The organism is Pandoraea sp. (assembly GCF_041919235.1).
In the GTDB taxonomy this organism is placed as follows: domain Bacteria; phylum Pseudomonadota; class Gammaproteobacteria; order Burkholderiales; family Burkholderiaceae; genus Pandoraea.
Window position 1 is genome coordinate 31,307 of the sequence record NZ_JAYRUC010000018.1, and the last position, 19,104, is coordinate 50,410.

Here is a 19,104-nt window from a genome sequence, read left to right on the forward strand (position 1 = left end):
AGGTCCGCTGTTGCCGTTACGCAGCTTTTTTGGACCGAACTTCTCATGACGCTGACCCTAGAGCAACTCTTCCCGCAGCATCGTCCCGAAGGTGAGACCTTCGCCACGGCGCTCGACAGTCATGCTGTCGTGCAGGCGCTGTCGATTGCGTGCGCCGAGCATCCGCTGGTTCTGCTGCGCATGATGTACCCGGCGACCGACGCCACCACGCACCGCAGCCGGGACGAACTCACGGAAGTGCTACACCGCCACGGCCTGCATCAGGTCGCGGGACTCATTGAAGAAGAGTCGCCCTACCTGATGTTCACGTCGGCCGAGCATGCGCATCTCACGCTCGTTGAAATTCGCCGTTACTCGGCGGCCATCGCCGTACATCTTTACTATCGCGGTCTGGCGGGTAACGACGCCGAAATGCGCTTGCGTGCCGATGCCCATGCACCGGCAGACGGTCGCTTCAAGCCGTTCGACTGATATTGCACCGTCGCTCAGGTGCGGCTGTCGTCGCCCGCGCGCATATCCGGCGCGTGTGACGCCGGCGCACCGGCCGGGGCGGACGTCGCGTCGGGCGCCCGCTCGCCGTCCCAGCCGAACGTGACCTGCCTCTGTGCATGACGTTGCTCGCGCTCGCGTGCCATTTGTTCTTCAAATTGACGACGCCCTTCCTTGGCCGTGGCGATGACCTTGTTGCGATCCTGGTAGGCGGGGTACATTTCGTCGGTCAGTTGCAGATTGGCGCGCCGGAATGCCATGGCCGCCTCTCTCGCTTCGGCCGCCGGCCAGCCCAATGCTTCGAGCACCGAGCGCGCACTTCGCAATGACGACTCGAAAACTTCCCGCTCAATGTGCTGCACGCCGCGCTCGCGAAGCTGGAACAAATGGCCGACGTTGCGCGCCCGCGCCACGATAGGCACGTCCGGGAAGTGCTCGCGCAACAGGTCGACGATCTCCAGCGACTGATCGACGTCGTCCACGGCAACGACAACGGCGCGGGCATGCGCCACGCCGGCGATGCGCAGCAGATCGAGCCGCGTTGCGTCGCCATAGAACACGCGAAAACCGAATTGGCGCAGGCTCTCGATGGTGTCGGGGTCGTGATCGAGCACGGTCACCGATACGCCCTGCGGCACGAGCGTGCGGCCGACGATTTGCCCGTAACGTCCGAAACCGCAGATCACGACATTGGCCGACTGCGGCTCGGCAATCTCGTCCATGCGGGGCGACCCCTTCAGGCTGTAGCGCGGCAGCAGCCATTTGTCGATCGCCACGAGCAGCAGGGGCGAAATCAGCATCGAGAGCGCGACGGCGCCGATCAGGAACGACGAGACTGCGGGCGGCAACACTTGCGGCCCCGCCGACTGAAAGACCACGAAGGCGAATTCGCCGCCCTGCGCGAGCAGCAGCGTGAAGATCGGCCGTTCCTGATAAGGCAGTTGCATCAGCCGGGACACGCCATAGATGACCAGTCCCTTCAGCGCCATGAAGCCGACAACGACCGCGAGCATGCGCAGCGGCTGCGCGAGCAGCACGCCGAAGTCGATGCTCATGCCGACTGCAATGAAGAACAGGCCGAGCAGCAAACCCTTGAACGGCTCGATGTCGGTTTCCAACTCGCGCCGGTATTCGCTCTCGGCGAGCAATACCCCAGCGAGGAACGCGCCGAGCGCCATCGACAGGCCGACCCATTGCATCAACGCTGCGATGGCGACCACGAGCAACAGCGCTGCCGCCGTGAAAATCTCGGGGGTGCGGCTGTTGGCGATCCAGCGCAGCAGCGGCCGTAGCGCAAGTCGTCCGCCGAGGATGATGGCCGCAATCACGCCCACGATCTTCAGACCTTCGAGCGCGCGTTCCGTGCCGGTCATCACATGGCTGTCGACCGAATTGGCCAGCAAGGGCAACAGCGCGAGGATCGGGATGGCGGCCACGTCCTGGAACAGCAGGATCGAGAAGCCGGCCTGACCGCTCGGCGTGCCGAGCAGATTGCGCTCGGCCATCACCTGTAAAGCGATCGCGGTTGACGAGAGAGCAAGACCGAGGGCCGCCACGAGTGCGATGCGCCACGATGCGCCCAGCGCGACGCCTGCGGCGAAGAGCAGCACCGCGCAGCCGATGACCTGTGCCGAGCCCCACCCGAAGATCGGCCGTCGCAGGTTCCACAGGCGTCGCGGCTCCAGTTCGAGACCGACCAGAAAGAGCATCAATACCACGCCGAATTCTGCGAAGTGCAGTACGTCCTCCACTCGCGAGACGAGACCGAGTCCCCATGGGCCGATGGCAATCCCGGCGGCGAGGTAGCCGATGATCGCGCCGAGTCCCAGTGCACGAGACAGTGGCACGACAATCACGGCGGCCGCGAGGTAAATCAGGCTGGCCAGCAACCAGGCCGGTACGTGTTCCATCAGGTGGCCCTCTCTGCACTGGCGTTCGTGGTGCCGTCGGTAGCCATGTCCGCGATACCCGTCGCGCAACGCGGACGATCCGTGACCGGAATCTCCTCGCACTCGAGCGCGTCGGCCATGGAGATCAGCTCAGGCCATTGCGGGTACGTCGCCAACCGGCCCGCAAACTCGCTCACGTGCGCGTCGAGCGCGGCATGGTTGCCGTGACGCGCACCATGGAACACGTGTGGCGGCAGGAACCGCATGCTGCACAGGTGCGCCGTCTGCTCGTAGGCGGGCAGAAACGCCGAGAAGTAATGCTGGTTGTAGCCCTCGGGACGATAGCTGTCTTGCGGCCCGCCGGTGCTTGCCACCAGCCAGAAGTCCTTGTTCGCCAACGCGTGGCCGTCGTGGCCGTAAGCCCAGCCCCAGGTCAGCACTTCGTCGAGCCAGAGCTTCTGCAGCGGCGGCATGCTGTACCAATAGATCGGATGGACGAGCACGAGCAGGTCGGCGCGCGCCACGCGCCGTTGTTCGGCGGCGACATCGATGCTGAAGTCGGGGTAGGTGGAATACAGATCGTTGACGTCCACATCGGCGATATTGCGAGCGGCGTCGAGCAGCCGACGGTTGACGCGCGAATCGCGCCAGCGCGGATGCGCCACGATGACATAGATCGCACGCCTCGGCGCGCTGTCGCGCATGGCGGCATCGGTGTCCTCGGAAGCGGTGGACAGACGGGAGGTAGCGGGGGCAGTCATGCGGGTGAGGATACCGCATTCATTTGACGTCCGACATTGCCGCGATGGGCGCCCGCGCGCGATCCCGGGTTAAAGACTGCGGTAGCGAAAGCCGTTAAGTCTGGTTAAGCTTTGCCCAGATTCTCCGAGGGCCACGGCGCGCCGCCCGGCATGCCGCAGGTCAGACGGAAGTTGACAAGAACCTTCGCGCCGGTGTGGCCTCCATGCACGCGCCCGCGCTTGACCGACATGCCGCCGCAAGCCTTTCGAACGACCGTCAATCTGATCTATCACGGCCGCAACGTTGCGCTCGCGCTATTGCTCGTCGCGTTGCTCTACAACCAGACGTTCTGGGTCTTCGTGAGCGTGGTGGCGGCGGCGCTGTGCACCGGCGCCTTGCGCGAAGCGGGGCGCATGCCGCAGGACGGCGACTTGCCGCCGCGTCCGCTGGCCATTCAGGTGCTGCGCATCTCGGTGCCGCTCTTGCTCACGATGTTCGCGCTCGGCTACGGCGCGGTGTGGCTCAATCGCAATTTCGGCTGACCCCGGACCGAGCGCCGACGCATCGAGAGCATCGTTCTGCAGTCCGCGCGCTGGCGCCAGGGCGCGAGGTGGCACATACCGAATGCGGCAGGGCGACAGGCAGGCCGCCGCGTCGCGAATGGGTGACGGGGTGTCGCATGCGGCCCGGAGCGTCAGCGGTTCGGCCCACCCGGGCCGCCGCCTGCCGGGCGTCCACCGTGCCCTCCGCCATGCCCGCCGCCCGGTGGGCGAGGGGCGGCGCCATGATCCGGGGGGCGCGGCCCTGGCCTGTGACCTGCGCCATGTCCGGGGGGACGCGGACTCGGGCCTGCGCCCTGTCCCGGCGGACGTGGGCCTGGGCCGGGGTAGTGGCCGCCGGGCGGGCGGGGCCCGGGCCCTGGAGCGTACCCCGGCGGGCGTCCCGGCCCGCCCCAGGATGGCGGACGCGGCCCTGGTGGCGGGCGATGCCAGTAACGCTGATCGTGATACCACGGGCGATTGCGGTAATGGTTGCCCCAATACGCACCGATGGAGAACGTCACGATCGGTAGCCCGATCATCGTGCCGTAGTTCAGCACCGGCACAGGATTGCCCTGATAGGGATAGCTGAGGAGCGCCGCGTAGACCCAGCCGCGTGTACCGGGCAGGCCGACGTCGCACCACGCGTAGTTGGACAGGCAACCGTAGACCGCCACCGGCATGCCCGCCCCCGCTTGGGCGACGATCGGGTAATCGGTCGCCGGACCGGCCCGCACGTTGGCAGGCGCATTGATTACCGCCTGCCCCGACTGTGCCGACGCCGCCTCCGGCAGTGCCACCAGTGTCGTTGCGCCCGCGAGCACGAGCGGCAAAGTCCATTTGTTCATCTTCGTCTCCTTGTCATGACGATGCGACGAACCCGGTCAGCCTGCCGCTCGGGTAGCACGGCGCATCCACACCTGCATGTGGGTTCGACCGGCTGCACGGCCGGATGGTTTGCGCTCACGCGTAACAAATCGGGGCCGCAGTGTTCTTCCGTGTAACGCGCGTTACAAAACGTCAGTACAGCACGACCGAGCGAATCGACTCGCCGCGTTTCATCAGATCGAAGCCTTCGTTGATCTGATCGAGGCGCAGCGTGTGCGTGATGAGGTCGTCGATGTTGATCTTGCCTTCCATGTACCAGTCGACGATCTTCGGCACATCGGTGCGACCGCGTGCGCCGCCGAACGCCGACCCCTTCCACTCACGGCCGGTCACCAGTTGGAACGGACGCGTGCTGATCTCCTGGCCCGCAGCGGCCACACCGATGATGAACGACTGGCCCCAGCCCTTGTGGCAGCACTCGAGCGCCTGACGCATGGTCGTCACGTTGCCGATGCACTCGAACGAGTAGTCGGCGCCGCCGTCGGTCAGTTGCACAATGGCGTCGACGACGTTTTCGACCTCGTTGGGGTTGATGAAGTGCGTCATGCCGAACTTCTTGGCGAGCGCCACGCGACCCGGGTTGATGTCGACACCGATGATCTTGTCGGCCCCCACCATCTTCGCGCCCTGGATCACATTCAGGCCGATGCCGCCGAGACCGAACACCACGACATTCGCGCCCGCTTCGACCTTCGCCGAATAGACGACGGCGCCCACGCCGGTCGTCACCCCGCAGCCGATGTAGCAGAGCTTGTCGAAGGGGGCGTCCGAGCGCACCTTGGCGACGGCGATTTCCGGCACGACGATGTAGTTCGAGAACGTCGACGTGCCCATGTAATGGAAGATGGGTTTGCCGTCGATCGAGAAGCGCGATGTGGCGTCCGGCATCAGGCCGCGGCCTTGCGTGCTTCGAATCGCCTGGCACAGATTGGTCTTGCGAGACAGGCAGAACTTGCACTGACGGCATTCGGGCGTGTAAAGCGGAATGACATGATCGTCCTTCTTCACGGTGGTGACGCCCGGACCGACGTCGACGACCACGCCCGCGCCCTCGTGGCCGAGGATGGCGGGGAAGATGCCTTCCGGATCGGCGCCGGAGAGTGTGTAGTAATCCGTATGGCAGATGCCGGTGGCCTTGACTTCGATCAGCACCTCGCCGGCGCGCGGCCCTTCCAGATCGACCTCTTCGATGGTCAGGGGTTTGCCTGCTTCCCAGGCAATGGCGGCTTTGGTCTTCATGGCGATAATCCTCGTGGCAACGTCGTTTCGGGGGAGTCCCTTCGCGACGTACCTTACCGCGTTCCAACGCCGCACGCGAGTCTTGACATACCCGGCCAGCGGAAATAGGTGAAGCTGGGTGCGACAACTATGCTGCGGGGGCGGGCACTCGACACTCCGCGATCCCCGGCCGAGCGAAACGGTCAGGGCGGTTTGCGTCGGCACGGCTTGGGGGCGATGAGCGAATCGAATGTCGGCCTTGGACGACAAGGCCCCGACCCGGCGCACGGAGGGCAGAGCGTCGACCGAGTCATTCAGTGCGGCGCTAGTGCATGCGTCAGCGTCTGCCGTTGCTGCCAAGCGGCGCCACGATGTGATAGAAGCCATGCATGTCGACGGGCCGTGCGAACCAGTAGCCCTGCGCTTCGTCGCAGCCCAGCTCGGTGAGTCGCTGTGCCTGGGCCTGCGTCTCCACGCCCTCGGCCGTCACGCGCAGGCCGAGCGAGTGCGCCATGGCGATGACCGCGCTCACGATGGCGTGGCTGGGGGCATGCATGAGCATGTCGCGCACGAACGTCTGGTCGACCTTCAGTCGATTGACGGGGAAACGCGTGAGATAGGCAAGGCTGGCATAGCCCGTGCCGAAGTCGTCGACGGCGATCTCCACGCCCATGTCGTGCAGCGAGCGCAGGCATCCGACGGCCGCGCTCGAATCGCCGAGCAGCACGGTTTCCGTGATCTCGATCTCCAGATGGCGCGGTTCCAGCGCATTCGCGTTCAGGGCACGCTCAACCATGCCGGCGACGTCCTGCCGGGCGAACTGCTGTGCCGAGACATTCACGGAGATACGGGGCAGATGACCGCATCGCCGCAGGAGACGGCTCGCTTCGCGGCAGGCCGTCTGCAAGACCCATTCGCCCAGTGGCAGTATCAGTCCCGAGGTTTCCGCAATCGGCACGAACTCTGCCGGACCGATGGCGCCCAGCGCCGGATGACGCCAACGCAGAAGCGTCTCAGCGTGGCGAATTTCGCCGTCCGACAAACTGACCTGCGGCTGATACACGAGATGCAGTTGCGAATGCGCCTGTTCATGCACCGCGACGCGCAACAGACTCTCGAGTTCGTTGCGCCGACGCGTCTGCGAATCCATCTCGCTGCTGAAGAAGCGCAGCCCGCCCCCGGCGGCGCTCGCGATGCCGAGTGCGATGTGGGCGCGGCGCAGGAGGGTCTCGGGGGTGTTGCCGTGATCGGGGTAGCTGACCGCACCGATGCTCGCGTCGAGTGCAACGGAATTCTGCTCGACGTCGACCCATTGGGCGAGCCGCGCCTGAAGCCGCGCGGCCAGCAGACGCGCGCCGTCGCCCGTTTCATTGGTGACGATGACGAACCGACTGCCGCCGAGGCACGCGAGCGCGTCTTCGGGGCCGCTGGCTTCGCGCAGGCGCTCGGCGGCAATGCGCAGCGCCAACTCTGCGGCCGGCGGGCCGAACGTGCTGCGCAGTTTGCGCAGATGATCGAGTTCGACCAGCAAAACCGTCAGTCCTGTCTGCTGACGCGCGCAGCGATGGATCGCCAGTTCGAGCCGCTCGTTGAGCAACGTGTGGTTGGGCAGACGCGTGACCGGGTCGTGATGCGTGACGTACCAAAGCTGAGACGCCACCTGCACCTGTTGCGAGAGGTCGAGCACGATGCCCACCCAGCGGCGCTCGCCCGGCGCATGCTCGACGCACGACAGCGCTAGCCGCACCGGCAGCCAACTGCGCAGGTGGGTAAGCAGATGCCATTCATCGTCATACGGCACGACTTCGGTGGCCGAAAGACTGGCCAACGCGGGCAGGCGACGACGCGCGAGCTCCGACGGGTCGAGCAACGAAAGGAAGCTGCGCTTGCCCAGCAGATCGTCTGGCCGATAGCCCGTCAGACGCGTGAAGGCAGCGTTCATGCGTTCGAGCATGCCGTCGTCCGTACACACGAACATGGCATAGGGCGCGCTGTCGAGCGCGGCACGGCTCAACTCGGCTTGAACGTCGGGCACCCGACGAGGCACAGGGTCGTTCACGCCCGAGCCTCCCGAAAGCCGGCCTGGCCGGTATTCAGGACCATCATGCAATACCTCCCTGACGTCACGATTTTTATCTCGAAAATCGAGCGATCGGATCGTCAAATTTCTTTTGATTTTCAAGTGGTTATGCGTACCATTCTGCCACGTCCCGAGCGTGCGTGGGCAAGGGAAAACGTGGGGGGCGAAGGGGTTCCGAAAACGTGCCGGCACGCGCATGCTACGACTTGCAATCTACCGAACGCGCGTCACGAACGTTTCCCGCAAGGGCGGGCGAAGCACAGGCGGTGGCGGCGCTCGACCCTGCGCGTTCGTATGGCCTGAGACCGATCACTTCGGTATCATGCGGCGTGACGCTAATGGCATGACTCAAGCGGCGCCTTGCGCACAATGCCGGTCAGGCATTGTGCCGAGTCCGCGCCACCACAGACATTTCGGCAAAAGGAAAATAGCGTTGCATAGCGTCTGGACATCGAAGCGTGGCATGGTACAGGGCCTCTGGCGGGAACGTCGGACGCCTTATCGTTCGTTCGCACGTCTGGCGCTCGGCCTGTTGTTCGTTGGGTGGGCCACGCTTGGCAACGCGCTGGCGCAACCGCCGCAGCCGCAGTCGCAGCCGCAGCCGCAGTCGTCGCAATCGCCGCAGCCGCCGCAGCCGCCGCAGGCGAGCGCAGCACTCAACGCACGCGACGCCAACGTGCGGCAGGTGGTACTCGGCATCATCAGCTTCACCCGCTGGCCGACCTCGCCGGCCAAAGTGCGCCTGTGCGTAAGCGGCAATACCGACTATGCGGGCGATCTGCTCGCCGGACCGTTGCCGAGCACCGGCTTGCCGGTCGAGGCACAGCGGGTGAGCGTCGATGAACCTGCCATCGGCGCCTTGTGTGACGCGTTATATCTCGGTGCCGTGAGCGACACCGAACGCCGGCAATTGCTGGCGAACATCGCCGGTCACCCCTTGTTGACCATCAGTGAGCGAAACGACTCGTGCACGCTCGGCATGATGTTCTGCCTGAATGTCGATGCCGATCGGGTGACTTTCGACATCAACCTCGACACCGTCGCGCGCAGTGGTGTACGTGTCCACCCCAACGTGCTGAAGCTGGCGCGAAAGCCGGGGACACCATGAAGGATCAATACCCCCCACCTCCCGACATGCCTCACGGTTCCACGTCCACATCCGGTCTTTTGACCCCCCATCTCGCGGCCGACCCGTCTGCCGAAGGCGGCCGTGCGTCGCCGCTCGCGGCCCAGCCCGTCACGTTGCAGGCGCCGGTGGGGCCGCGCCGGCCGTCGTTGCAGAGAATGTTGCGCCGTACCCACTTGCGTCTGGCCGTCTCGGCGGTTGTACTCGCGGCCGTCTCGCTTTCGCTCGTGGCGTGGCTCGCCTTGCGCGCGTATGCCGAGAACAATTTGCAGTTGATCGGGCGCTCGCTCGCCTACACCACGGAAGCGGCGGTCGTGTTCGGTGACCGTGCGGCGGCTCAGGAGGCCATTGCGCTCATCGCAAGCGACGAGGATCTCGTCGAGGTGCGCGTGTTCGATGCGAACAATGCCCAGTTTGCACTGTGGCGCCGTCCCGACGGCGGCACCCTGGCGCAGGTCGAGCGTGCGGTTGCGGACTTCGCGTTGTCCGGACCCGTGACGATGCCGATTCGTCATGACGGAAAGGTCGTCGGGCGGATCGATGTTCAAGGGCAGGGACATCAGTTCTTCGTATTCCTGCTGAGCGGGATAGGTGGTGTGCTCGCCTGCTTGTTAGTGACGTTCGCCGTGGCGAACCTGCTCGCCAAGCGAATGCACCGCGATATCGTCAAACCGCTGCGCGCGCTGGCGGAAGTGGCCCATGCGGTGCGTCGCGAGCGGGCGTTTCATCAGCGCGTGGCGGCCACGCCGCTGGCCGAACTGAAGGAGCTGGGCGACGACTTCAACGCGCTGCTCGACGAATTCGAGGGCTGGCAGAATCATCTGCGTGCACAGAACGCCACGCTCGCGCATCAGGCCAATCACGATCGATTGACGGGGCTGCCGAACCGGGCGTACTTCGAATCGCGACTCATGCAGGCGCTGGCCGACGCGCGTGAGATGGACACCCACGTCGCGCTGCTTTATCTTGACAGCGACCGCTTCAAGGAAATTAACGATCAACTCGGCCATGGTGCAGGCGATGCGGTGCTCGTTGCCATTGCCGAGCGTCTGCGCCAGCCGTTGCGCGAGGGCGACCTGGTGGCGCGTCTTGGCGGCGATGAGTTCGCCGTGATGCTGCCGGGGGTGCGGCAAACGTCGAATGCCGTGCGTCTCGCGCAGAGTCTGCTCGCGGCGATGGAAAAGCCGGTGCCGCTGCCCGATGGGGGCGAGCTTGTCACGTCGATGAGCATCGGTGTGGCGCTGTACCCGACGCATGCCGATGACGCTGCCACGCTGCTGCGCATGGCGGACGCGGCAATGTATCAGGCCAAGCGTGCCGGCGTCGGCACCTGGCACGTTGCGGAAAGCCCCGAGCGTTGAGGGCGCGCGCGGCACCGAACACAAAAACAACATAAGCATAATTGACGACTGGATTACACACCGCCTTGGGGATTTGCCTTGGACTTCGCTGTTGACACACACGACTCGCCTTCACCTGCCGCGCCCCGCGGATTCGCGGCCCGCGCCGTTTGCGCGGTCGCCCGAGGGAAACGATTGGCCCGCAACTTCCTGTGGCTTGTCTGCTTGCTGGGCTTCGGAGCGCTGGCTGGCTGCCAGACCACGCCGGTTCACGGCCTGACGGCCGAGCAGGTCGCGGCCCTGAAGTCGGAAGGCTTCGTTCAGACCGACGAGGGCTGGGAGTTCGGGATGTCCGACACAGTGCTGTTCGATAGCGGCGAGTCCGTGCTGCGTGACGGTGCGCGACAGACGGTGACACGCATTGGCCGCACGCTGACGAAGGTCGGCCTGAACGAGGTCCGCGTCTACGGCTATACGGATTCCGTGGGCAGCGATACGTACAACGAGCAGCTCTCGGCCCACCGTGCCGAGGCCGTAGCCAGTGTGCTGGTCGACGCGGGTATGCAGCGCGCGGGGATTCAGACGATCGGTGCGGGCAAGCGCAATCCGGTCGCCGATAACAGCACGGCCGCTGGTCGCGCGCAGAACCGGCGCGTCGCCATCGTGATTTCGACGCGCTGAGCGTTGAGTATTGGCGCGTTCTGTTTCGCTGCATCAAACCTCGTGTTGCGTTGGCGCCGCCGGCAGCGATGTCGGCCTTTGCCAACCGCCACAATCGGGCACAATGGCGGCTGCCTCCGGACAATTCCGGTCGAATTGCCAACGTTGGCCCGATGCTCCCGATGTTTCTGATTCCCGGATCTTCTTCCCCCGACCGTTTGCCCCGAATCCAGCGTGCACTGCATGTTGCCCTGCGCTGTGCGCTGCTCGCATGTGCAGTGACGGGCGTAGCGTCGCCAGCCTTGGCGCAGAACGCACGTGTCGGCACGTGGGCGACGGCCCCGCAAGCGGTCGCCCAGCATCCGGCGGCCCCTTCTTTCAACCGAGCGCCGGCCGTCGGCGGGCGCACCGTGCGGCAAATCGTCTATCCGACGCTCTCCGGTAATGAAGTCCGCGTGCGCTTCTCCAATGCGTTCGGCACACAGCCGTTGGTGATCGAGCGGGCGAGCCTTGCTGTGTCGCTGCGTGGCGCGGCCGTCGATGCCGGCAGCGTGCGCGCGATGACGTTCGGCGCTCAACCGATGGCGCGGATTGCGCCGGGCGCCTGGCTCGATAGCGATCCGCTGCCCTTCGAGGTGCGAGCCGGGACGCCGCTGGCCGTCAGTCTCTTTACACGGGAGGCCAGGCCGCCGACGACTTGGCACAAGATCGCGCAGCAGACCGCGTATCTGAGTGGCGCGGGGGATTTCGTCGATGCCGCGCAGGCGTCGGCGTATCCCAAGCGTTTTACGAACACGCTATGGCTAGCCGGACTCAGCGTGGTGCCTGATGCGCCTGCGCAGGCGATTGTCGCCATCGGCGACTCGATCACGGACGGCATGCGCAGCACGCTGAATGCGAACCGCCGTTGGCCGGATGTTCTGGCGCGGCGTTTGGCGCGTGCCGGGCGAGGCGATGTCGCGGTACTCAATCTTGGCATCAGCGGCAATCGGTTGCTGCACGATTCGGCTTGCTATGGCGAGCGGCTCGTTGCCCGCTTCCGGCACGATGCGCTGGCGCAACCGGGGGTGCGTACGGTGGTCGTGCAGATCGGCATCAACGACATCAATTTCGGTTATGTGCCGCCTCACGCCGGGCTCGACTGCGACGTGCCGCATGTGATCGTGACCGCACCCGAGATGATCGCGGGCTATCAGTCGCTGATCGCCGCAGCGCGCTCGCGCAACGTCCGCATTCTCGGCACGACCATCCCGCCGGGCAGACTGCCGCCCGAGCGCGAGGCGGTGCGTGAGGCCGTCAATCAATGGGTGCGCACGAGCGGGGCGTTCGACGGTGTGATCGATTTTGACGCCGCGTTGCGCGATCCGGCCCAACCGACGCGGCTCTTGCCGCGTCTCGATAGCGGCGACGGCACGCATCCCAACGACGCCGGCTACGCTGCCATGGCCGACGCCGTGCCGCTTCCGCTGCTGCTCGGCGCGGCGAGATAATCGGCGTGATCGAGGTGATCGAGATAAGCGCCAGGCGGCGCGCGTCAGCGATCGCGCCGCACGCCGACCGTCACCTCTTGCAGACGCTCGACCTCGGGCGAACGCAACCATTCCGGATGCTCGATGCAGTGCCGGAACAGCGCTGTCGCGTCGTCTCCCCAAAATAGCTCGCCGTCGAGCGCAAACGTCGGTACGCCGAACACGCCGGCCGCAATCGCCGCTTCGGTGTTCTCGCGCAGGGCGGCCTTGACCGCGGGCGCCTCGGCGAGGGCGCTGGCCGCCTCGGCACTGTGCCCGAGGCGTTCGCTCAGATCCTGCCAGCCCTGCGCATCGGTGACGTCGCGCCCCTCCGCCCAAATGAACCGGTAAATCGTACGCACAACCTCATGAGTCGCACCGAGCGCCACGGCCAATCGCAGTACCCGAATCGGGTGAAACGGGTGCACAGGTGGCATTCGGTAGGCGATGCCGTCCTGCTGTGCGCGGAACTGCGCCATGCGGTACGTGAAGATGCGCTTGTACGGCGTCTCGGCGGGTCCTTGCGTTTGGAGATGCGCGAGGATCGCGCCCAGCACGATCGGTTTGAGGTCGATCGCCAACGCGCTCGGCAGGGTATCGAAGCGCTCGAATTGCAGATATGCGAACGGGGAGGCGAAATCGAAATACCACTGGGCGCGGCGGGTGGGGACGTCGGCATTTTGCGACATGAGGTTCGGTCTCCGGTGTGGGGGGACTTGCCTTGGCGGCACGAGGGCGGCTTCGGGAAGTGTAGCGGGCCGAGTCGACTGCCTGTGTCGCTCGTTCCCGCAATGTGCGATGGAAATAGCTATCGATTCAGTGAGTTAGGTGCGAGTCTGATTAATATCGGATTTTCAGATATTTTTCATTGGATATAACGATTTTTATTATTTCATCGAAGTTCTTAGACTTGCAGTCATTCCAGAGGAGTGTCTGCAATGGCTACAAAAACCGATACCGATCACCTTGCCATGGCTCGCCGGCCCGACACGTTGGTGCCGAATCGGCAGAATCCGTGGGCGGGCCTGATTCTCGCGACCGTGATTGCGTTCGTTGCGCTGCTGCTTGGGCGTCAGATGCCGCTTGTCGGGGGGCCGGTCTTCGGCATTCTGCTCGGCATTCTCGTTCGCAACCTGTTCGCGCCGGGTGCCCGTTATGAAGCGGGGATCAGGTTCGCGGCGAAGTACGTGCTCCAGTGGTCGATCATCGCGCTCGGCTTCGGCTTGAGCCTGTCGCAGGTGGCGCATACCGGGTTGGAGTCGCTGGCCGTCACAGCGGTCACGATCACCGCTGCGGGTCTGTCCGCCTGGGGGCTGGGCCGTCTGCTGGGTGTTGGCGGCAAGCTCAAGCTGCTCATTGGCGTGGGAACGGCGATCTGCGGTGGGTCGGCGATTGCGGCCATTACACCGATCGTCAAGCCGGACGACCACGAGACGGCGTTTGCCATCTCGACCATCTTCCTGTTCAACATTGCCGCCGTGCTGCTGTTCCCGATGCTCGGTCATATGCTGCATCTGTCGGATCTGGGGTTCGGCATGTGGGCGGGCACTGCGATCAACGATACGTCGTCGGTGGTGGCTGCGGGGTACAGCTACAGCAAGACCGCAGGTGATTACGCGACCATCGTCAAGCTCACGCGTGCCACGCTGATCATCCCGATCTGCCTCACGCTGGCTGCCATCGTCGCGTATCGTGCCAAACGTGCCGGGGCGGGAAACTTCAGCCTGGCCCGCATCTTCCCGTGGTTCATCCTCGGATTCCTGGTCGCGTCGGGTGTCCGCACGGCAGGGTTCGTACCGGCTGAGCTGCAACCGTGGATTCACGACGCGGCAGAGTTCCTCATCATTGTCGCCCTCACGGCGATCGGCCTGTCGTCGAACCTGCGCCGCATGGCGTCGACGGGCGTGCGTCCCATCCTGCTGGGACTCGGGGTGTGGGCCGCCGTGTCGGTCAGCAGCCTCGCGGTGCAACTCGCGATGGGCCAACTTTGAGGCGCCGCGCGGCGGACGTCGCGCGCACTTAGGGCAGATCGGCCGGGCAAGGCAGGTTTCGTCGACTAGAATGCAATCACGGGCGCTCGTTGATCGTCCGTGATGCCTTTGGGAGGCCGTTATGACAACCTCGTTCGGCGAGATCTGGTACACGATCGGCGCACTCGCCGTGATCCTGTTGCTGGCTGGGATGGTGTGGGAGCTGGGCGTGTGGTGGACGCGCCACCCGGACCATCGGGCGGTGCAGCGTCTGGAGCATGCGTGGGCGAAGATTCGTCACCCCCGGCATTGATCGCCGGAACGCCAACGTCTCGGAGGAGATTCAGTCAAGGCGGCCAACATGCGTCAGCCGGTGGGACGGTGTTTGCCGCGCGGCTCAGTCCGGCTTCAGATGACGCGGCACGTTGGCGTCCCAGCGCTCGAGGTCTTCGAGCGGATACGGCGTGCTACCGTGCAGTGCGCGTTTGATGCGGCTCTTGCCGCTGGGCCGGGGCACGTTGGGGAGTGTGGCGCTAGCCGGTGTGCCGGCCAGATCGAGATAATGGCGTTTGAATTCGGCCTGCGTCATGCCCCATTTCATCAGAAACTCGCGACTGCCGCGATTCTTCACCACACGGCCCGTCGATCGGCAGCCGAAGTGATACACGACGCTCTTGCCGACAATGCGAAATGTGCGGCAACCGACGAGCCACAGCTTCATCAGGAAGTCGTCGTCGCTGCTCATGCCCGGCCCGAATTCGATGCTGTAGCCGCCGACCAGATGCCACAGATGGCGGCTGACCAGTGTGGGCTGCGTCGGCACGCCGTTCACGTCGTCGCGGCCTAGCGAGGCGGCGAAGGCGAGCAGGGCGGCTTCGTCGAAGGTCTCGGTCGTCGTGCCGAAGTCCTGCGACACCACCTGCTTGCTGACGCCTGCGTTCGGTTCGATCATCACCGACGAGAGGTAATAGATCGGCGTGTCCAGTGAGCGGGCAGCGTCGATGAGGGCGACGTCCCAGCCGGGAGTCACGAACATGTCGTCGTTCAGGAAAAGCAATTGATCGTTCGATGCCAGTGGCGCCAGCTGATTGAGCGCCAGGCAGACGCCCACGTTGCCGCTACTGTGCGTGTGGCGCAGACCTTGTTCTCTCACCCATTGCAGCGTGCCGTCGCTGCCATCGTTCACATGAACGAGGATTTCGTGCGTCTCGCGGGAATGACGGCGAACGCTATCGACGCATAGCTTGAGGAACGGCAGGTTGTTCCAGGTCGGGATCAGAATGCTTAGCATGGAAGCGTGCGCGGTTAGCTACGTTCAGGCTTGCTGGGCGTGGTAGGCGTGCTGGGCATGCTTCGCGATCTCGCGGGGTACGCAATCGCGGCCAGTGTGACCAGCATCGTCGCATAGAACGCGGTCGTGACCTTGAGATTGAACGTCTCGACGGTCAGTCCGAAAATGAAGAACGACACGGCGGTCAGCAGGCCGAGCAGGCCCGTGCGGCGGGCTTGCTTGTCGCCGCGGCGAATGCACAGAATGAAGAACCAGGCTGGCACGACGTACACCGCGAGCATGGCAATGAACCCGCCTATGCCATAGTCCGCGGTATAGGCCAGAATCTGATTGTGGACCTCGCCACGGCCCAAGTCCGCAGCAGTCGGCGTGATGATACCCTTTTCGGCCATCGGTGCCATGGCGTCATGGAAGCCGTGTGCACCCAATCCCGTGACGGGGTTCTGACGGATCAGGATCAGCGCCGCCTTGTAGAGTTCCAGCCGAATGCCGACCGACGAATCGGGATGTCCCTTCGAAAGATTCGACAAATCGACCGAGACATCGGTGAACATTCGTGTGCGAACGGTTTGCGATAGCGCAACAGGCAAGACAGTGGCCGCGCAGAGCAGAACAATTGTGGCCCAGCGCGCACTGCGATTGAGCGCTTTGCCACCGATCCACACGCAAACGATCACCATCACCGGTAATGCAATCCAGCCCCCCCGCGATTGACTGGCCCATGACGCGTAACCGCCAGCCAATGCACCTGCCAGTTTAATCGTGATTCCCAGCGCGCCATCGCGCTTGAGCCAGTTGATGGAAAGCGCTGACAGCACGCCCAGCAGTAGCGCAATGTCGCCGAAATGGATTGGATTCAGAAAAGTGCTTTCCGCCCGGGCAGACAACTCGATGACGGAATAGGAAGCCGTAGCCGCCGCCGCAAACGCTCCGATCGGCAAACCGAAAGAGAACCAGGCGGGCAGGTCGTCACCGAGGCGTCGCAGCGCAAACATGACCACGATCGCCATCAAGAATCGGGACGGCGAGTCGAGTGTGTTGCCGGCGACGTGCCCGTGGACCAACTCGCTCAGCATGACCGCGGCAAATGGCAGGCACAGTGCCACGGTAAATGCTGGCAAGGCGTGGCGTGGCATGACCGAAGCTGCCGGCTCGCGCGTAGGCGTTCTCGTTTCTGCAACGAGAACGTAGAGACTGCACGCCAGCAGAAGGAACATCACAGCGTTTCCCCCGCGATGGACGACCAGCGTCGCAGCGGGAAAGAGAAGAAGCAATGCACCTAGAATCGATGTAACCGCGCGCCGTCGAATGTCGGACGACAACGTCGAAATGAGGGGCATGGGGTACTGAAGGCGAATCCGCTAGAAATTTAGCCAGAAGTATGCCAGAAACAGTCCCCCGCAGCCGGATTTTACTTCTCCCGGAGCGGCAACATCAGCGTGTGTGCCCGCCCGCCTGGGCGCTTACAGGTTCATCGCGCCCAATACCCCGCACAGATGCAGCGCCACGTGCGACCAGGCCGCTTCATCGTACGATTCCCCTTGGCGCGCCTGCCGCTGCGCCGCGTGAAACGCGCGCCAGAGCGCTGCGGCGCTCGACGGCGTGCCGCCGACCAACTGATATTGACGCTGCAACGCTTCTGCCAGCCAAGGCTGTTCGTGGGCGCACGCATCGGCGTACGCTTCGACGGCAATCCGCGCGTATGGGTCGCCCGCTGGATCGAGCACGACCTCCTGACAGGTGGCCGGGCGCGAGAAGGCCGGCAGAACATGGCGCTCGGCGGCGCTGCGATTCGGGTGGTGATGTTTCATCGGTATCTCGTCTCGTTGGCCGCGCCAGGTTCCCTGGCGCGGAATCACCTGCGCTGGTTCAATCGGCTTCCATGTCACGGATGAACAGCATCGCCGCGTGCTTGGCCTGATCGATACTCGTGAATGTGCGCCCATCCATGGGCCAAACGTCGACCAGCACCGCGTAGCTGCCAGGCCGATCAGCCTGCATGATGCGGATGTAATGCTGCCGGAACACGCAGCGCGCGAGTTCCACGGTGGGATGCGGTCGGCGGAAGTGGGCGGTTACCATGACAGTCTCCAGAACGTCGGCCCTCCGGCCTCGGCGGGCCGTTGGATAACATTCAGCAAGTCCCGTGCCAGTTCGCTTGACGCGGCTAACGCTATGATTTTCAAGGGCGCACGTAACGCGTGTCGCCAGCGCCCCACCGTAAACGTTACGAAAACGAAACATGGCGGGAACGTTCCCCCGTAACACCCATGTCGCTGCGGATGTCCGCAAATAGCGTTGCCTTGTCGCATTTCTGTTCCGGCTAGAATGGGGCATTCCCCATGGCTTGCCGCCTTATCGCCATCCGCCACCCGCCACGCCGCATGAACCTGCGCTTTCTCGAAACCTTCGTCTGGCTTGCCAAGCTACGTAATTTCCGTCTGACGGCCGAACGTCTGCACACAACGCAGGCGGGGGTGTCCAGCCGGATCGCGTCGCTGGAGCAGAGCTTCGGGGTGCGCCTGTTCGATCGCAGCGCCCGCGAGGTCACGCTCACGGCGGCGGGTCAGAAGGCGCTGGCGTATGCCGAGCGCATCGTCATGTTGGGGCAGGAGATGAAGCGCGAACTGAGCGATCCGGACATGCCGCCGGGTGTGCTCAAGATCGGCGTTGTCGAGTCGATCGTGCACAGCTGGTTTCCGGATCTGGCCGCGCGCATTCACCGTGAGTATCCGCAGCTCGAGATCGAAGTCACCAGCGAGACGACCATCAATCTGTGCAAACAGCTCGAAGGGGGAACGCTCGACCTCGTGTTGCAGACCGATGTTCAAAACGGCGCCGGGATCGAAAATCTGCCGCTTGCAGAGTTTCCGATGCGTTGGGTGGCGAGCCCGAAGCTCAATCTCGAAGGCGAAACGCTCGATGTGTCCGATCTGGCGGTGTATCCGCTGGTGAGCTTTTCGCGCAACTCCGGGCCGCACAAAACACTCGAGCGTATGTTCTCGGTCGCGGCCGATCGGCCGGTGCGCGTGAACTGCATGACCTCGGTCGCCGCCATCATCCGGCTTGTTGCCGACGGCTTCGGCGTGGCGATGCTCCCGCCGGCCATCATTCAGCGCGAACTGGGCGAGCACAGCCTGCATCTGCTGCGCGTGAACGCCAATTTCCCCAACCTCCCGCTCGTCGGATCATTCCGCACGGGCGCGTTGCTGGCCGAAAACGTGGCGCGTCTTGCGCAGCGCACCGCCAGCGAATTCGCCTTGAACATGGGGCAGGACATCGCCATCCCGCCCGCTGCAGCCATGACCGCTCCGGCGTGGGGCGCCGCCGAGTCCTGAGCCGTCGGCCGTTGCATGGCGTGCGCG

19 protein-coding genes are annotated in these 19,104 nt (G+C 64.5%); 9 read left to right on the forward strand and 10 right to left on the reverse strand.

Annotation, left to right across the window (positions count from 1 at the left end):
* The first annotated feature begins 45 nt into the window (after positions 1 to 45).
* Positions 46 to 471 carry a hypothetical protein gene (locus tag ACE3UG_RS15295; RefSeq protein ID WP_374625327.1) on the forward strand — a complete coding sequence of 142 codons (426 nt, stop codon included), beginning with the start codon at positions 46 to 48 and terminating at the stop codon, positions 469 to 471.
* Positions 472 to 485: 14 nt separating this feature from the next.
* Here the strand turns inward: ACE3UG_RS15295 and kefC are convergent, their stop codons facing one another.
* A complete protein-coding gene (kefC, locus tag ACE3UG_RS15300) occupies positions 486 to 2,399 on the reverse strand; it encodes a glutathione-regulated potassium-efflux system protein KefC (RefSeq protein ID WP_374625329.1) in 1,914 nt (637 codons plus the stop codon).
* The gene (locus ACE3UG_RS15305; protein WP_374625331.1) at positions 2,399 to 3,139 is read right to left on the reverse strand and encodes an NAD(P)H-dependent oxidoreductase; all 741 of its coding nucleotides are present in this window, start codon (positions 3,137 to 3,139) and stop codon (positions 2,399 to 2,401) included. The genes kefC and ACE3UG_RS15305 overlap by 1 nt, the downstream gene beginning before the upstream one ends.
* 219 nt (positions 3,140 to 3,358) lie before the next feature.
* Here ACE3UG_RS15305 and ACE3UG_RS15310 point away from each other — a divergent pair, with 219 nt between their 5' ends.
* Positions 3,359 to 3,661: a hypothetical protein gene (locus ACE3UG_RS15310; RefSeq protein WP_374625333.1), complete on the forward strand. Its 303-nt coding sequence runs from the start codon at positions 3,359 to 3,361 to the stop codon at positions 3,659 to 3,661.
* 152 nt (positions 3,662 to 3,813) lie between these two features.
* Here ACE3UG_RS15310 and ACE3UG_RS15315 read toward each other — a convergent pair whose 3' ends face one another.
* The 3 genes from ACE3UG_RS15315 to ACE3UG_RS15325 form a co-directional block, all read right to left on the reverse strand.
* Positions 3,814 to 4,506 carry an SH3 domain-containing protein gene (locus tag ACE3UG_RS15315; RefSeq protein WP_374625335.1) on the reverse strand — a complete coding sequence of 231 codons (693 nt, stop codon included), beginning with the start codon at positions 4,504 to 4,506 and terminating at the stop codon, positions 3,814 to 3,816.
* A gap of 172 nt (positions 4,507 to 4,678) precedes the next feature.
* Entirely contained in the window at positions 4,679 to 5,785 is a 1,107-nt protein-coding gene (locus ACE3UG_RS15320; RefSeq protein ID WP_374625337.1) for an S-(hydroxymethyl)glutathione dehydrogenase/class III alcohol dehydrogenase, read from the reverse strand.
* A 316-nt stretch (positions 5,786 to 6,101) separates the two neighbouring features.
* Entirely contained in the window at positions 6,102 to 7,823 is a 1,722-nt protein-coding gene (locus tag ACE3UG_RS15325; RefSeq protein ID WP_374625339.1) for a putative bifunctional diguanylate cyclase/phosphodiesterase, read from the reverse strand.
* Positions 7,824 to 8,277: 454 nt separating this feature from the next.
* On the opposite strand from ACE3UG_RS15325, the gene ACE3UG_RS15330 reads away from it, so the two are divergent.
* The 4 genes from ACE3UG_RS15330 (at position 8,278) to ACE3UG_RS15345 (ending at position 12,460) form a co-directional block, all read left to right on the forward strand.
* A complete protein-coding gene (locus ACE3UG_RS15330; RefSeq protein WP_374625341.1) occupies positions 8,278 to 8,952 on the forward strand; it encodes a YfiR family protein in 675 nt (224 codons plus the stop codon).
* A 176-nt stretch (positions 8,953 to 9,128) separates the two neighbouring features.
* Positions 9,129 to 10,331 carry a diguanylate cyclase domain-containing protein gene (locus ACE3UG_RS15335; RefSeq protein ID WP_374625489.1) on the forward strand — a complete coding sequence of 401 codons (1,203 nt, stop codon included), beginning with the start codon at positions 9,129 to 9,131 and terminating at the stop codon, positions 10,329 to 10,331.
* Positions 10,332 to 10,505: 174 nt separating this feature from the next.
* Positions 10,506 to 10,991 carry an OmpA family protein gene (locus ACE3UG_RS15340; RefSeq protein ID WP_374625343.1) on the forward strand — a complete coding sequence of 162 codons (486 nt, stop codon included), beginning with the start codon at positions 10,506 to 10,508 and terminating at the stop codon, positions 10,989 to 10,991.
* 161 nt (positions 10,992 to 11,152) lie between these two features.
* Complete coding sequence (locus tag ACE3UG_RS15345; protein ID WP_374625345.1) at positions 11,153 to 12,460, forward strand: SGNH/GDSL hydrolase family protein; 1,308 nt, start codon at positions 11,153 to 11,155, stop codon at positions 12,458 to 12,460.
* A 44-nt stretch (positions 12,461 to 12,504) separates the two neighbouring features.
* On the opposite strand, the gene ACE3UG_RS15350 is transcribed toward ACE3UG_RS15345, so the two are convergent.
* A complete protein-coding gene (locus ACE3UG_RS15350) occupies positions 12,505 to 13,167 on the reverse strand; it encodes a 2-hydroxychromene-2-carboxylate isomerase (protein ID WP_374625347.1) in 663 nt (220 codons plus the stop codon).
* A gap of 249 nt (positions 13,168 to 13,416) precedes the next feature.
* Here ACE3UG_RS15350 and ACE3UG_RS15355 point away from each other — a divergent pair, with 249 nt between their 5' ends.
* A complete protein-coding gene (locus ACE3UG_RS15355) occupies positions 13,417 to 14,469 on the forward strand; it encodes a YeiH family protein (RefSeq protein ID WP_374625349.1) in 1,053 nt (350 codons plus the stop codon).
* Positions 14,470 to 14,590: 121 nt separating this feature from the next.
* On the forward strand, positions 14,591 to 14,761 hold the full coding sequence (locus ACE3UG_RS15360) for a hypothetical protein (protein ID WP_374625351.1): 171 nt from the start codon (positions 14,591 to 14,593) through the stop codon (positions 14,759 to 14,761).
* Between the two features lie 84 nt (positions 14,762 to 14,845).
* Here the strand turns inward: ACE3UG_RS15360 and ACE3UG_RS15365 are convergent, their stop codons facing one another.
* From ACE3UG_RS15365 to ACE3UG_RS15380, 4 genes are all read right to left on the reverse strand, one after another.
* The gene (locus ACE3UG_RS15365; protein WP_374625353.1) at positions 14,846 to 15,739 is read right to left on the reverse strand and encodes a glycosyltransferase family 2 protein; all 894 of its coding nucleotides are present in this window, start codon (positions 15,737 to 15,739) and stop codon (positions 14,846 to 14,848) included.
* A 14-nt stretch (positions 15,740 to 15,753) separates the two neighbouring features.
* The gene (locus tag ACE3UG_RS15370; protein WP_374625355.1) at positions 15,754 to 16,860 is read right to left on the reverse strand and encodes an O-antigen ligase family protein; all 1,107 of its coding nucleotides are present in this window, start codon (positions 16,858 to 16,860) and stop codon (positions 15,754 to 15,756) included.
* Positions 16,861 to 17,202: 342 nt separating this feature from the next.
* Complete coding sequence (locus ACE3UG_RS15375; protein ID WP_374625357.1) at positions 17,203 to 17,550, reverse strand: hypothetical protein; 348 nt, start codon at positions 17,548 to 17,550, stop codon at positions 17,203 to 17,205.
* 58 nt (positions 17,551 to 17,608) lie between these two features.
* The gene (locus ACE3UG_RS15380; RefSeq protein ID WP_374625359.1) at positions 17,609 to 17,821 is read right to left on the reverse strand and encodes a hypothetical protein; all 213 of its coding nucleotides are present in this window, start codon (positions 17,819 to 17,821) and stop codon (positions 17,609 to 17,611) included.
* A gap of 302 nt (positions 17,822 to 18,123) precedes the next feature.
* On the opposite strand from ACE3UG_RS15380, the gene ACE3UG_RS15385 reads away from it, so the two are divergent.
* Positions 18,124 to 19,077 carry a LysR family transcriptional regulator gene (locus ACE3UG_RS15385; protein ID WP_374625491.1) on the forward strand — a complete coding sequence of 318 codons (954 nt, stop codon included), beginning with the start codon at positions 18,124 to 18,126 and terminating at the stop codon, positions 19,075 to 19,077.
* Positions 19,078 to 19,104 lie beyond the last annotated feature (27 nt).

Bases quoted from the DNA above. Each gene is read 5' to 3' on its own strand.
- ACE3UG_RS15295 (WP_374625327.1), top strand. From the start codon at position 46: ATGACGCTGACCCTAGAGCAACTCTTCCCGCAGCATCGTCCCGAAGGT.
- ACE3UG_RS15305 (WP_374625331.1), bottom strand. From the start codon at position 3,139: ATGACTGCCCCCGCTACCTCCCGTCTGTCCACCGCTTCCGAGGACACC.
- ACE3UG_RS15375 (WP_374625357.1), bottom strand. From the start codon at position 17,550: ATGAAACATCACCACCCGAATCGCAGCGCCGCCGAGCGCCATGTTCTG.
- ACE3UG_RS15335 (WP_374625489.1), top strand. From the start codon at position 9,129: ATGTTGCGCCGTACCCACTTGCGTCTGGCCGTCTCGGCGGTTGTACTC.
- ACE3UG_RS15350 (WP_374625347.1), bottom strand. From the start codon at position 13,167: ATGTCGCAAAATGCCGACGTCCCCACCCGCCGCGCCCAGTGGTATTTC.
- ACE3UG_RS15360 (WP_374625351.1), top strand. From the start codon at position 14,591: ATGACAACCTCGTTCGGCGAGATCTGGTACACGATCGGCGCACTCGCC.
- ACE3UG_RS15355 (WP_374625349.1), top strand. From the start codon at position 13,417: ATGGCTACAAAAACCGATACCGATCACCTTGCCATGGCTCGCCGGCCC.
- ACE3UG_RS15385 (WP_374625491.1), top strand. From the start codon at position 18,124: ATGAACCTGCGCTTTCTCGAAACCTTCGTCTGGCTTGCCAAGCTACGT.
- ACE3UG_RS15345 (WP_374625345.1), top strand. From the start codon at position 11,153: ATGTTTCTGATTCCCGGATCTTCTTCCCCCGACCGTTTGCCCCGAATC.
- ACE3UG_RS15380 (WP_374625359.1), bottom strand. From the start codon at position 17,821: ATGGTAACCGCCCACTTCCGCCGACCGCATCCCACCGTGGAACTCGCG.
- kefC (WP_374625329.1), bottom strand. From the start codon at position 2,399: ATGGAACACGTACCGGCCTGGTTGCTGGCCAGCCTGATTTACCTCGCG.
- ACE3UG_RS15315 (WP_374625335.1), bottom strand. From the start codon at position 4,506: ATGAACAAATGGACTTTGCCGCTCGTGCTCGCGGGCGCAACGACACTG.
- ACE3UG_RS15365 (WP_374625353.1), bottom strand. From the start codon at position 15,739: ATGCTAAGCATTCTGATCCCGACCTGGAACAACCTGCCGTTCCTCAAG.
- ACE3UG_RS15320 (WP_374625337.1), bottom strand. From the start codon at position 5,785: ATGAAGACCAAAGCCGCCATTGCCTGGGAAGCAGGCAAACCCCTGACC.